Source organism: Sulfurovum sp., from assembly GCA_026990595.1.
Classification (GTDB): Bacteria; Campylobacterota; Campylobacteria; order Campylobacterales; family Sulfurovaceae; genus Sulfurovum.
This window is the reverse complement of sequence record JALXCZ010000011.1, coordinates 63,672-77,154: the sequence shown is the minus strand read 5'-3', so window position 1 is coordinate 77,154 and position 13,483 is coordinate 63,672. Positions and strand designations below refer to the sequence as shown.

The following is a 13,483-nucleotide window of genomic DNA, read 5'->3' as shown; positions in this document are numbered from 1 at the left end:
AAAATTCCTTTCCTCTGATATTATAGTATTTTTTTAATTTTTTAAAGTATATTTAACCTGTAAAAATACTCTTTGGGCATTATTGTCCAAGACATTCTTTGTCACAAAAGCACCGGCATCAAAGTAGGCATAAATAGCTTGAAACTCCAAATCTTTTGCATATTTCCACTTGAATTCGACATCATACTCTTGTCCCAATTCATCATCATGGTTTCCGTTGATATTGTATTTTTTATAATACGTCCATGCATCGTTAGCATCTGACAGTGAAAAATCATGGTAAGAAAGTTTCAGGTGCATATTTTCCTTCGGATAAAGATGCAGCTCAAGCACATTTTCGACAAGGTTGCTCCATCTCATGATATCCATACGTCCGTACAGAGAACCGTCCGTACCGCCGAACGGTGTTCGGAAGGTTTTGACAATGTTATCATTAGGATCATCATCCCCACTGGCATAGATCTGCCCAACAACGAAATTCGGCTTCCAGGCAACAGACTTGAACCGATATCCGATCTTCGCCGCATAGCCGTAGGCATCATAATCCTTTGTTTTGATGGTCCCGTCTGCTTTTGCATACGTAAGATCGTAATTAAAACAAAAAAGGTCGGTATCGTAGGCTCTTACACCATAAGTATAGCTCTTTTCCGTATTTTGTCCGTTACCCACTCCTGTATATAAACCATCTTTATAAATGACAAACGGTTCTATGGCTCCGTTTGCCTCTGTTTTAAAGTGTGAATATATACCTGCTCCCGCATAAACATGCTTTCTGAACAAAGAGAGACGGTGCTTGTCTTTGTCTTTTGTCTGACCGTAGAACACATCAATGAAATTGTCATCAAATTTGTAAGATACTTTGGCAAGATCCCACAGCCATCCATACGAGTTCCCCCAGTTTCCAGGGCCCAAAATACGTTTATCTCCATAACGATTTGACTGTCGCCCGATCTTGGTTGAAAGCCCGTGAATACCAAAAAGTGTTTGAACTTCTATATTCAATTTAGCAAAATCAAGATCCTCCTGCGGATCTATCATGTAATTTTTATACCCACTTATCTTTCTAAAATCGTTATATCTGAGTGACCATCCATAAACACTTGCATAATATCCCAGCACATTAAGTTTGACTGTAGAAGATACCTGATAACCAAATCCAAGCTGCATACGACTGACAAGAAGCCTGTCATTTGGATTGCCTATAAGTAATGCTGTATTTCCATAGGCTTTTTTATTCATACCATCAAGTGTTTCAAAACGCTCTCTTATATCTCCTATCAAAGAAAAATCTTTAGCGAAGAGACTATGTGATGATATAGATAGCAGAAAAAAAATACTTACTCTTTTTTTCATTTGATGTTTGTGTGACACTTTTTCTTACGAATATCTTCAATTTCTTTAACTTTTTTTTCAAGATCTTCTAACATTTCAAGCTGCTGAGGATGAGATGCATCTTTTGTATGAATATGCGTTTTATGCTCTTTTATAGTCTCTAGCCACTCATCAATAACTTCATCAGGAATGGAGCAGTCTGTCGCCTCTTTCTTTTCATTTTCCACAATCCAGTCTGCTATTTTTTTCATAATATGTACCATTTTATACTCCTAAAAGTTTGTATATCATTTTTACGCTCAGCAACAACAGTACAACTGCAATGAGTTTTTTCACCTGCTGCGGTGTCAGACGGTAATGCATGATAAAATCACCCACATACCCGCCGATAATGGCAGCAATCGTGACCACACCAAGCAGTACCCAGTCCATATCTACAAACGAAAGATATGTTGCAAAGGCACCCAGTGTTGAGAACGGAATCACGAAGCTGATGGCATAGGCTGCTTTTTTCGCATCGAAACCGAGCAGAATAAGCAGCGGCATAATTAGCGATCCTCCGCCTACACCGATTGTTCCAGAGATAAGCCCTACTACAGAACCAATGACATACAGCACCCATGCTTTGTCATACACTACTTTCGTTTCGCGGTTGCTAAAGAGCAGCAGCACGGCACTGACAAGCAAAAATACCACCAGTATCCACTCGACCACCTCTTTTTGTACATACTGGCTCATCCATGCCCCTATAGGCGTGGCGATCATAATCGAAATGATAAGCGGGATGGCGAATTTTATATCTAAAACCCCACGAAAGAAGTTCATAAATGAAGCAGTGATCGTAGAAGCAGAGTTAATAAAAAGCCCAATGGCTTTTGCCAAATTGATAGGCATTCCCATCATAGAAAAGATAGGTACAAGCCCAATAGCCGAACCAACTCCACCCATTGAAAAGAGTGTCGAGAGCCCAAGTGTGAGAAAAAAGTAGATGGTATAATGTATGAGTTCAGGGCTCATGCCTATACCTTTAAAGCTTTTGCTTTACCACCTTTAAGATAATCCATAAGCCCCAAAAGACCACCACTGAGATATTTTACATTATATCCCTGTGCAGCAAGCCATGTCCTTGCCATATTGGATCTGTCATTTTTAGGACAAGCTACAACAAGGAGCTTATCTTTGGGTAGTTCATCCAGACGATCAGGAAGCTCTGGTGCAGGGATTTTCAAACCAAAATTCACCTGCCATACCTTTATCTCCATCGCTACGCGTACATCGACAAGTTCACATTTCCCCTCATTATAGAGTTCAATAAACTCATCAAGCTCAATACGCATAGTACTCATTTCACTTGGGATTACATTTTTTATAAAATTTTGCATTAGCTTATCCTTTAATTTCGAATTTTTATATGGTCTCTATTTATCACTACTAATAATCTTTTGTATCAATTATATATCTACTAAATATGATTATTTAAAATAATAGTTTCATAAAATGGTTCAACTGGTCCATCAATAATATATGGAAAAATTTTCATCACATCTGCTCTAAAACGAGGATCAATATGGGAGTTTTCATGGTCATAAAGACTCTCCCAAACACCATGGAACAAGTAATGTGTTTTATCTCCATCGGAAAAAGCACTTTGTAAAATTTCTGTTGCAATGGCTTTTCTATAATGCAAGTTTTGATAAGAGCCTGGGATTCCTACCGGAAATTTTGGATTATAATCATAATCTCCTTTTGCAGGACGAAAAGTATTTTGGGCAACTTTTAAAAGTGATGTACTTTTTTGATTAAATATCTTGGCATCCTTTGTAAAAATACCAACATGATTATTTACTGTCAGGTATCTGTTTGTAGGTTTATCTTTTTGATTTTTTAAGAACTTTTGTATCTCTGCTTGTGTTGTATATATATGTTCTCTATCACCCGCTGCAACAGTTTTATAAACACCCTCATGGTAATTTTTGCTGAGTGTTCCATATTTTGCAATAACTTTTGCAAACCATTGTGTTGTTTTCGATGCCATCAAATCTTGATAATTCTCAAAACGAATAAAAAGAGAATAAAATAATGGCATACTCCCCTCTTTACTTGCATCAAAATAGGCAGAACTTAAGACACCTTTTAAGGCTGTAGGGTAATTGTGTACCATTGTTGAATCACCCACCATATTTTTAAGAGAAAGCGATAAAAATCCTTTTTTCTTATTGAGCACTTTTGTATATTCATTTATTTTTTGCAATAAATCATTTTTAAATTTAGGTAAAATACGACATTCTATATAAAGCGTTACTGCTCCTGAAGGAATTTTTTCACCTTTTGCTGGTTTAACTATACTCGCATTAACTATCGTAGGCAAAATAGCCATGGAACCTGCTGCCAATGCAGCACCTTTAAGAAAATTACGTCTTTGCATTTTTTATCCTTTAATTTTATTCATATAATCTCTGGCTTTATCTCCTCGGAGATAATCCACAACTTTTAACATTCCGTCTGTAAGATAGCGGGCATTGTAACCTTTGAGTTTCAAAAACAGCCGTGCGATCTCTGCCCTGTCATAGTGCGGGCACATGGTAACAATAGTCTTGTTTTTGTCTATTTCATCCAGTCTGTTCGGAAGTTCATTGAGAGGAATGTGATCTCCAAATCCGATATGCCACGCTTCATACTCTTCATCAAAACGGATATCTATCACCTGTGCTTCACCTTTGGCATAGAGCTCAAAGAGTTCAGGCATCTGTATCTTCATTTTTTGACGTTCATCGTAATCAAAACTTTTTAAATATGTATCAAAATCTACTTCTTTCATTGTGTTCCTTATTAATTTTTTATTTTTTCCAAGTCAAGACCCAATTTTTTAAAATTGTCCTCTACCTTAAAGCCTCTATACTCCGGTCTAGGCTGTGCATTGATATACAGGGTAATATCAGCAGTCTGTTGGTCTGTAAGATGTGTATTGTTCAGTGGCATATTATCCTCAATCCATGTAGCAGCATTAGGAAGTTTTGCCATACTTCCATCAGCCGTGTAACTTGTACTCCCCCATAGTGGAGGGAAAGTGCCTTTTCCCTGACCATCATCCCCATGACAAGAAGCACACTCTTTGACATAAAGTGCCTTGCCACTCAGATAATTTTGATGGGTTGTTTTTTTAAACAAAGCAATAAACTTCTTTCTGCTTTTGCTCCACATCTCTATTTTTAAAGGTGTTCGTGGAGCTTTTGAACTCATTTTTACCGGCATACCCGTTGAAAGCCAGGTAATATAACTCTCTACAGCAATCCCCACCTTTGTATTAACCACCGATTTTGTACCATTCATACATCGTAAAAAACAACCATCAATCCTGTTTTGCAGGCTGATAATATCTTTATGTCGTTTCGAGTAGGCAGGAAAAGAGGTAGATGTTCCTACAAATGTACCAATGGTCTTTGCTGTTCCAGCTCTGCTGTCTGCACCTTTTTTTCTATGACAATTTGAACATTGCAGTTGGCTACGTACATATGGCTTAGAGAGAGTATTGGTATCGGTATGATTGACTATATCTTCTCCAAGTTTTACCACCTCTCCCAATTTTCCCTGAGGATATTCCCCAGCCATACTGAACACTGTTATTATGAATGTTAATACAATCTTTTTTTTCATATGATTCCTTTAAATTATGATTTCTTTTTTATCATCTCTGTTGTACTCACATTGAAATGTGATATGTTCAATTTCAAAGGTATCATGTAATTTTTTCTCAATTCTATCAATCACAGCATTTGATACAGAGAGTGTGACATCTTCACAAAAATCCAAATGTGCTTCAAGGTTTATCTGGTGGTCATCCAGTTTCCAAATGTGGATATGATGGACATTTTCAATCTCCGGCTCTGCTTCAATACTATCAACAATATGATTTATATCAATGCCCTCCGGTGTGAACTGCATCAAAATTGCACTACTCTCTTTCACCAGCCCGAACGATGCCCATATGAGATATAGCGCTATAAGCGCAGAGATGAGCGGATCAATCCAGAAAATACCGAAGTAGTACATCAGTACACCACCAAGCACAACGGCAATGGAGGTCATCACATCGGTCAGTAGGTGCAGATAGGCGGCTTTGACGTTCATACTCTCATGTGAATCCTCTTTGATAAGTAGGACACTTGCTGTATTGAGCACGATACTAAGTGCACCAAGTACTATGACCCATACCGAGTTGATGGGTTCGGGATGGTAGAACTTGTGGAATGCTTCGACAATAAGAAACACAGCAATACCGATGAGCACCGAAGCGTTAAAGAGTGCGGCGAGAATCTCGGCACGTTTGTAGCCAAATGTCCGCTGCACATCATTGGGGCGTGCCGCCATACGGTTGGCAGCATACGCAATGACGAGCGCAAGCACATCACTGAAGTTGTGCATCGCATCACTCAGCAGTGCCAACGACCCAGAGATGATCCCTCCTACGATCTGCGAGAGGGTGATAATTATATTAAGAACGATTGTCCAGAAAAGGTTCTTACCGCTTACTTTATGGTGATGACCACTCATATCACAATCCTTTACTTTAAATTATTTATAATTAACCAACTGGTTAGTTAATTATATCTGTATATTTTTTAATTATTTCTTAAAAAATGTCAATTTCTATCCATTTTTAAATTAAGCATTGATTTATATAATTTACAACCAATTCTGTTATTTTAAGTCTTCTAAAGCTGTACATAAGCTTCATAGAAAAAGTAAATTCCAAACCCGATTAACAAAAGGGCAAACCCCTTGTTAAGCCAGTCCGAAATTTTTACCATAGTGCTACTTGAAGTGATGCTTTGCGCAAATCCAACCGAAACACCTGCAGCAAGAAGTAATAGAGAATGACCCAATGCAAAAAGTAGAATAAGCCCATAAGCATACAAATACCCGCTGCTTCCCGCCAGAGAGACAATGGCAAAAAGCGGTGCCGAGGCACAGGGTGTACTGACCAGTCCGAAGATCAGACCGATGAGTAAACCGCCGAAAAGTCTGTAGCGTATTAGCCTGTGGATGATAGCCGATTTATCGACCTCTCCCAAATAGCCGAAGGCATACAGAGCGATGAGAATGCTCAGCGTACCGGCGGTAAGGTAGGCCCACAGCGGTGCAATGGAGAAAAAGCCTCCGAACTTTGCCACGACCAGCCCCAAAATGGAAAAGCTTACCGCTACACCTAAAGCAAAAAGTGCTGTGAACGCGTAGGTATAGAGCACTTTTTTTCTGCCTTCAAGGTCTTTGTTCAGGGCAACCGCACTTCCTACAAGCAACGGTACCGCTACCAGTGAACAGGGAGCCGCAGCCGTAATGCTGCCGGAGAAGAACGCTCCTGCAAAGACCAGCCAGGAATTGGACTCAAGCAAATGGGTAATGAACGGCTGCATGTGCTCTCTACCTGCCGACGTTTTTGTTGATGACATCGCTTCGGGATCCGATATCGTCCAGGTTAAAACGGTAGTCATAGTTTTTCAGCTTCGTGATTTTCAGGAATTTTTTCGGATCGGTGTTGAGCATATGTTTCATGGCTTCGAATGCCAGTGCTTCCAGTTCGTCAATATCCTGCGGCGTGACCGTCAGGTGCATTTTCTGCTTCTTTTTGATCTCTGCCTCTTTTGCCTTGAGGGACCTGATGAAACTTTTATCAGCCAGTTCTACTCTGTAAGTTTCCCCTGTGGAGATACGCTGAACGATGAAAGCACCGCCGAGACTGTTGTCCAGAGAGAGTGTCCGGTGATTGATTCTCGCACCGCTCATCAGTGCGGAAGTGTCGACCAGACAGGGGCTGTTCTTGGCGACCACCCGAAGATCAGTCCGGTCGATCACACCATCAGAAAAGAGTTTCGGCAGTGTGTTGGAAAGCTCCACATAGGCCAGCACCAGCCCGTCGCAGAGATGCCCGTGCGCACGTGCAAGCGTCCTGATGTCGAGCTGCTTGGGGTAGCGGTTGTAGCGCCCCATCGCACTGTCGGTATCTTTCACCCATACCGGACGTGCGTTGGGGGCGTTCCTGACAACATTTTCATAAAAGGCATCGTCAATATTGAGATGCTGCTGTGCCGCCAGAAGTACTGTACCCGCCATTGCTGCAAGCCCTATTTTCCTAAGCATGCTTCTGTGCTTCCTCTATGAGCTTGACCACTTCCTCGACAGAAAGCAGCTTGCCGGTCGAAACGACTTTTCCGTCCAGGACAAGCCCCGGTGTACTAACCACATTGTACTTCATGATCTCCATAATGTCATCGACTTTTTCGATCTGGTGAAAACCGCCTACTTTGGCGACTGCCTGTTCTACGACTTTTTCAAGAGCCACACACTTTGTGCATCCCGTTCCCAAAATTTCTATTTTCATTTTTTTCTCCTCATTCATTTTCTGTATGCCACCGTTTCAAATCATAAAATCGAATTTTGCGAGAGCCATTTTCGGCCTACAACAAGTGTTTTAGCTGTTGCAGCATAGCCACACTGTATGCCGTCAATCCGATGATAAAAAAAGCCCAGGTCAATTGCAGTAAAGAAGGGGTTGTCTTCAACATCGGTTCTTTTTCACTGTCCATTTCTTTTCCTTTTTTACATTAAAATATAGTTGAACAGATACCCGATACAAATAATACCTGCACTGACAATACCGAAAAAGAGCGCTATGAGTCTGGTATGCAGTATTTTTTTCAGTATCATCGCTTCGGGAAGGCTCAGAGCCGTGATGGCCATCATGAAACTCAACGCTGTTCCAAGCAGCATCCCTTTCTGGGTCAGTACTTCCACCAGCGGCATCACACCTGCAGCGTTGGAGTACATCGGAACACCGAGGATGACCGCCAGCGGCACCCCGTACCAGTTGTCACCGCCGGCATATTTGGCGATGAAGTCCGCAAGCACATAGCCGTGAATGAATGCACCGATGCCAACTCCCACAAGTACATAGAGCCAAATCTGTTTGAAGATATCCCAAGTATAGTTCCATGCTTCTTTGGCACGTGCTTTGGCGCTCATCTTCACTTCTCCAGCTTCGAGTTTGGTATCGATGGGCTTAACAGGGATGAGCACATACTTTTCAAGGTTGAACCTGCCGATGACAAATCCTCCGACGATCGCCACAAAGAGCCCGAAAGCGATGTAAATCGCCGTGATCTTCCAGCCAAAAAGCGTAAAGAGCAGCGCGATGGCGACTTCGTTGTTCATTGGCGCAGAGATGAGGTAGGAAAAAGTCACCCCCAGCGGGATGCGCGCCTGCAGAAAGCCCAGGAACAGCGGAATGGCAGAGCAGGAACAAAACGGCGTAATGATGCCGAAGAGTGCGGCCAGCACATTGCCGTAAAGCTCAGACTTGCCCTGCAAATGTGCCCTGACGTACTCCGTGTTGAAGTGTGTTCTCAAATAGGAGACGACAAAGATGATGACAATCAGCAAAAAGAGGATCTTGACCGTATCGTAAATGAAAAAGTTGACCGTCTCGTTAACCCTTCCGGTCAGCCCAAGCATATCAAAGGTTAAGTAATCTATTGCTTCTTTCCACATCCATACCCTTTTAATAAGATTACAAGAGTATAACATAAAAAATTTAACATATCAATATATCTTGATATTATATATTATTCAGGTTATAATTTAATATATAAAAACAACTTTTAAATTACTCATCATCATTAAAAAATGCATCCTCTTCCGCCTTCTCTTTTGCTTTTGTCATGGCATCAAGTTCTGCTTGATTCATCATAAGCATTTTCATTTTTTTGACAAAGATGGTTCTATCAGGTAGTTTGGTAAAGTAGGCATATGTACCATACCCCATAATAAGAAAAGTCATTACAAGAATCACTTTCTGAACCGGAGAAAATCTCTGAATAGGCTCCTTGATATTCATTTCACATATTCCGCCGGGACAATACTTTGGATCCTGTTTTTTGATCAGACCAAAGATCTTACACCCCAGACAGATGGAAAAGGCCGCTTCAAAAAAGAGCAGTGCCATACAAATGAGACAGACGAGGACTTTCAGCGGATTGGGCTGAAAATCGATAACCAGATAGTAGAACATCGGCCATGCCAATATAAAACCTAATGTCCAGGCAAAACGTTTCTGTGCCGCTCCAACATACTCAGGCTTCTGGTTCTGTACGAAAAAACGCCCCAACATCAGACTGGGAGCATATCGTGGCTGAATGATACGCATGGTGAAATCGATCGCAAAGAAGGTTACGAAATATTCGGAAAAGACAGCTGTTCCAAGCATTACACCGTTCGCCAGCCCCAGAAAAGCACCCACGAACAAAATGGCTGCTGCAGCACGCGCTTCTCTTTCATTAAGTACAGGTACCTCATAGCCAGGTACTTTTTCACCGTATGTAAAGAACTCTTTTATTTTCATCTGTAAACTATTCATTAATATTCTTTCCTATTTTCTTCACGTCGATTGATGTATAAACGTGCCATCATTCTTCCATCTTTGTTAGGATTTATTTTTATCATAGTGGGAATTGATTTTGTTCCGTATTCCAAATTACCTGCAATGGATTCCAGAATATGCAAATGTTGCAAACTGAAGTCAATATCAATCTCGTTGATCCCTTCTTTATGTATTATCTCTTTGATAGCTTTAATACAATGAATATAATACAATTTGTTTATCTCTCTTTGTATCATATAGGGTCTCATAATATTGATATTATTTATCCAGATAGATTTTTCTTCTTCTGTAAATAATGTATGCTTAACTTCTTCGATCATTGTATCAATATGTTTCTCATACTGTTTTTCTTCATTCTCAACATGTTCCTCAAGATTTGGCTCATATATTGCTGATATTTCCAAAAGTCTTTCATCTGTCAAATTAGTATGATCTTCTATGTATGTTTCATATTTATCTTGCCTGTTGTAATCTTTGTCAATGGCAAGCAATACATTTACTGCCATTTTAAGATAGATGTATTTATCTTCTTTTCCATTTTTGAAAAAAATACCATGTTGCGATATAATCGGTTTTGGACCTGCATACTGTAATTTCAATTATTTTCCTTATGAAATGATAGCTTCTTCCACTTTCTCAAGCGGGTTGCTTTTCTTGTTTCCTTTGTCAAAAATATACGCGTACATTGGTACATACACCAATGTCAGCAGCGTACCGACAAGCAGCCCACCAATAGCAACATCTGCCAACGGTGAGAGACGTTCAAGTCCGACTGCCTGTTCCAACGCAATAGGTATCATACCTGCAATGGTACCAAATGCCGTCATCATCACCGGACGGAAACGTACACGTACTGCTTCCTGTGCACTCTCAAACGGACTCTCACCCTCTTTCCGGTATGCCTGATAGAAGTCAATGAGCAGTACCGCATTTTTAATAATGATCCCAAAGAGTAATAGTATTCCCAAAAGACTTGGCATACAACTTGGCTTGTCAAAGAGAAGCATACCCCATGCCGCGCCGATAAGCGATAGTGGCAGTACCAAAATCATAATGAATGCCATACGTACAGATTTATAAATCGCTATCAGTGTCATAATAAGGATGATCACACCCAGTCCAATGGCTTTCAGCATACGTTTAAAACTGTCATTTATCTGTGCAATATCTCCTGTCTGATCGATCTGGATATCCGTGATATTGGCATCTTTGAGTGCAGCTACAGCATCATCGGTCAAATGCGTGACAGGTCGTTTTGCGCGGTATCCATTGACATCGACACTGTAGAGCATTTTGTCTCGCTCAATCTTTGCAAAGGTCAGGTGACGTTTGAGTGTAGCTATCTGTCCAAGTGGTATTTCTCCATTTGGTGTGGTAATAGGCAGTAGCCTCAATGTCTCAATATTCTGCGAAAACTTACCTTTAAGATAGAGTCTCACAACCTGCGTATTCATTGACTGGAAGTTGGCATTAAGTCCGACCACCTGCCCTTTGATCGGCATCTGCATCGCAATCTGGTATGGTGTAAGACCATAGCTGAGTGCTTTGTTCTCATCAATGTCAAGTTCTACTTCCATAAAGTCTTTATCCCAGCTGGTAGAGACTGAAGTCAGCCCTTTGACTTTTTCAATGGCTTTGGCAACTTTGTGTGATGCAGCAGGAAGACCATCCACGTATGGTGAACTGAGTCTCGCGTCAACCGTTGCTTTGATGGAAGAGAGTGCGGTTGCCCCAAAATCGAAGACATCATTACGTTTAAGTCCCTCCGTCTTAGAAAGTTTGTCCCGTATGACATCTTCAAGCTGCCACATAGTCTGCTTCCTTTTAAAACGATTGACTGCATTAATAGTAATAGTCGCTTCAGCAGGTAGATTACCTGACCCCAGACTGAGTACTCCCGGTTCCGTTCCGAATGCAACCGAACTCATTTTGATCCATTTTTGCTTGTCTAACCATGCAAGGAACGGTTGAAGTTTACGCTCGGCACTCTCTACGGTTTCATTGGCACTGAAAGCAATCTGTGCTTTAATGATCCCTGTATCCATCGGAGGCATAGCATCTTTACCAATAGTTGGCATAATATTTTTCATGCTCAATGCCAATACCATAATCACACCTATTGTCAACATCATTCTTCTTAAAAACCAGAACTTTCCATTAGAGAATCTGATAATCCCAACATATGGTCCAACCAGACGACCAATAGTCTTTTGGTATAACCACTCAAACCCCTCTTCAACTTTTGTTTTGCCTACCCCATTTTTATAAAGCCACTTGGAGAGAGACGGAATGAAAGTAATGGAAAGGAAATAACTCACCAACAATGCAATGATAAGTGTTTCAATAAGAGGTTTGAATATTTTTTGAGGAAAACCGCCAACAAACATCAATGGGAAAAGAATAGCAATCGTTGCTATGGTACCCGCAAAGACAGGGTTGAGTACTTCTTTGGTCCCTTTAACGATGGCATCTTCAAGCTTTTCATGCCCCTCACTCAAATGCCTTTCAATATTTTCAAGTACCACTACCGCATCATCTGTCAACATTCCCAGTGCAAGTATAATAGCGGTGTAAATAACAATATTAAGCTCACCTCCGGTTAGCCAAATAATCGCCATAGTAGAGAAGAAAACCATGGGGATGGAAAGACCCGCAGCAACAATAGCACGGAAGTTCCCTAAAAAGAGCATAATAACCAACAGTGTATAGATAATAGCATCACGTAAGGCTTCAAGCATATTGTCATTTGCCTGCTCGATAAGGTCACGCTGTGTATCGGATATCTCAAAACGAATATTTGGATATTTTGCTTCAAGTAGCTTCATCTGTGCACGTGCAGCTTTTGAAACATCAAGTACACTGCCTCCGGGCGCACGTTGTACCGCCAGAGCGACAGCATCCGCACCATTTCCAATATATCCGCTTGTTCTTTTTTTATAGCTCCATTTTACATCAGCTATATCACTTAGACGAACATTTGGCATAATTTGAAGTTGTTTTAGACTCAAAATATTATCTTTTTCCCCGTAAAAAGTGACCGTATAGAAATCATTTTTTCCTTTAATGAAACCAATAGGCATATCACGATCAAGTATCCCGATAGCTTTGGCAATAGCCTCAAAATTAACATTATATTTTTTGGCTTTGAAAGGGTCGACTTCAATATTGATAGCACTCTCATACCCACCAAAGACTTCTACATTTCCAATACTTTTATTGCTCAGTAATTCAGGTTTAATGAAACTGTCAGCAATCTTTCGAATATCTGCCAATGTAATCGAATTGTTCTTCGGACTCATGGCAATGACATCAACCGGAAGGGTGAAATCTCCGGCTGTATAGATAGCAGGGTTTGTTCCTTTTGGCAATTTTGCTCTGACGATACTCAGGGCATTGGCAACATCAACTGCAGCAGCATTTAAACCTTTTTTGTAACCAAAGTCCGCTTTGACAATGGAGTAGTTAGCAACATTAACAGAGCTGACATCAGTCACCAGTCCTAGACGAGAGATTTCTTGTTCAATCGGCTTGGAAACTGTTGAGGCTGCTACCTGTGCCGTTGCACCAGGGACATTTGTAATAACAATGACCTGTGGTGGATTAGCATCAGGGAAAAGGTTCTTTGGCAGTGTCGCCAGAGCAATGATCCCCATCACAAAAAAGGCAGCGATAAGTGAATAAAGTAAGTAAGACCTTTTATAGAAAAAATCAAACATC

Annotated in this window: 16 protein-coding genes; all 16 read right to left on the bottom strand. The window is 40.7% G+C overall.

Going from position 1 to position 13,483, the window contains the following annotated elements; all coding sequences use genetic code 11:
* Nucleotides 1–33: 33 nt before the first annotated feature.
* The 16 genes from MVE01_RS03565 to MVE01_RS03490 all read right to left on the bottom strand — a co-directional run bounded on the left by MVE01_RS03565 (nt 34) and on the right by MVE01_RS03490 (nt 13,482).
* A complete protein-coding gene (locus tag MVE01_RS03565; RefSeq protein ID WP_472560793.1) occupies nt 34–1,281 on the bottom strand; it encodes an alginate export family protein in 1,248 nt (415 codons plus the stop codon).
* Nucleotides 1,282–1,349: 68 nt separating this feature from the next.
* The gene (locus tag MVE01_RS03560; protein ID WP_472560792.1) at nt 1,350–1,583 is read right to left on the bottom strand and encodes a hypothetical protein; all 234 of its coding nucleotides are present in this window, start codon (nt 1,581–1,583) and stop codon (nt 1,350–1,352) included.
* A 13-nt stretch (nt 1,584–1,596) separates the two neighbouring features.
* Nucleotides 1,597–2,349, bottom strand: a complete 753-nt coding sequence (locus MVE01_RS03555) for a sulfite exporter TauE/SafE family protein (protein WP_472560791.1) — start codon at nt 2,347–2,349, stop codon at nt 1,597–1,599.
* A gap of 2 nt (nt 2,350–2,351) precedes the next feature.
* Nucleotides 2,352–2,714 carry a rhodanese-like domain-containing protein gene (locus MVE01_RS03550; RefSeq protein ID WP_472560790.1) on the bottom strand — a complete coding sequence of 121 codons (363 nt, stop codon included), beginning with the start codon at nt 2,712–2,714 and terminating at the stop codon, nt 2,352–2,354.
* 80 nt (nt 2,715–2,794) lie between these two features.
* Nucleotides 2,795–3,757 carry a twin-arginine translocation signal domain-containing protein gene (locus MVE01_RS03545; protein WP_472560789.1) on the bottom strand — a complete coding sequence of 321 codons (963 nt, stop codon included), beginning with the start codon at nt 3,755–3,757 and terminating at the stop codon, nt 2,795–2,797.
* 3 nt (nt 3,758–3,760) lie between these two features.
* Nucleotides 3,761–4,150, bottom strand: a complete 390-nt coding sequence (locus tag MVE01_RS03540; RefSeq protein WP_472560788.1) for a rhodanese-like domain-containing protein — start codon at nt 4,148–4,150, stop codon at nt 3,761–3,763.
* A gap of 11 nt (nt 4,151–4,161) precedes the next feature.
* The gene (locus MVE01_RS03535) at nt 4,162–4,986 is read right to left on the bottom strand and encodes a c-type cytochrome (protein WP_472560787.1); all 825 of its coding nucleotides are present in this window, start codon (nt 4,984–4,986) and stop codon (nt 4,162–4,164) included.
* A 9-nt stretch (nt 4,987–4,995) separates the two neighbouring features.
* Nucleotides 4,996–5,883 carry a cation diffusion facilitator family transporter gene (locus MVE01_RS03530; RefSeq protein WP_472560786.1) on the bottom strand — a complete coding sequence of 296 codons (888 nt, stop codon included), beginning with the start codon at nt 5,881–5,883 and terminating at the stop codon, nt 4,996–4,998.
* A gap of 161 nt (nt 5,884–6,044) precedes the next feature.
* A complete protein-coding gene (locus MVE01_RS03525; RefSeq protein WP_472560785.1) occupies nt 6,045–6,824 on the bottom strand; it encodes a cytochrome c biogenesis CcdA family protein in 780 nt (259 codons plus the stop codon).
* Nucleotides 6,754–7,443: a formylmethanofuran dehydrogenase subunit E family protein gene (locus tag MVE01_RS03520; protein ID WP_472560784.1), complete on the bottom strand. Its 690-nt coding sequence runs from the start codon at nt 7,441–7,443 to the stop codon at nt 6,754–6,756. The genes MVE01_RS03525 and MVE01_RS03520 overlap by 71 nt, the downstream gene beginning before the upstream one ends.
* A gap of 19 nt (nt 7,444–7,462) precedes the next feature.
* Nucleotides 7,463–7,711, bottom strand: a complete 249-nt coding sequence (locus MVE01_RS03515) for a thioredoxin family protein (protein ID WP_472560896.1) — start codon at nt 7,709–7,711, stop codon at nt 7,463–7,465.
* A gap of 76 nt (nt 7,712–7,787) precedes the next feature.
* The gene (locus tag MVE01_RS03510; protein ID WP_472560783.1) at nt 7,788–7,916 is read right to left on the bottom strand and encodes a hypothetical protein; all 129 of its coding nucleotides are present in this window, start codon (nt 7,914–7,916) and stop codon (nt 7,788–7,790) included.
* Between the two features lie 13 nt (nt 7,917–7,929).
* Nucleotides 7,930–8,877, bottom strand: coding sequence for a permease (locus MVE01_RS03505; protein ID WP_472560782.1), 948 nt, complete (start codon nt 8,875–8,877; stop codon nt 7,930–7,932).
* Between the two features lie 115 nt (nt 8,878–8,992).
* Nucleotides 8,993–9,742, bottom strand: coding sequence for a DUF4395 domain-containing protein (locus MVE01_RS03500; protein ID WP_472560781.1), 750 nt, complete (start codon nt 9,740–9,742; stop codon nt 8,993–8,995).
* Complete coding sequence (locus MVE01_RS03495; protein WP_472560780.1) at nt 9,742–10,365, bottom strand: hypothetical protein; 624 nt, start codon at nt 10,363–10,365, stop codon at nt 9,742–9,744. The genes MVE01_RS03500 and MVE01_RS03495 overlap by 1 nt, the downstream gene beginning before the upstream one ends.
* Before the next feature lie 9 nt (nt 10,366–10,374).
* Nucleotides 10,375–13,482, bottom strand: coding sequence for an efflux RND transporter permease subunit (locus tag MVE01_RS03490; protein ID WP_472560779.1), 3,108 nt, complete (start codon nt 13,480–13,482; stop codon nt 10,375–10,377).
* Between the last annotated feature and the right edge of the window lies 1 nt (nt 13,483).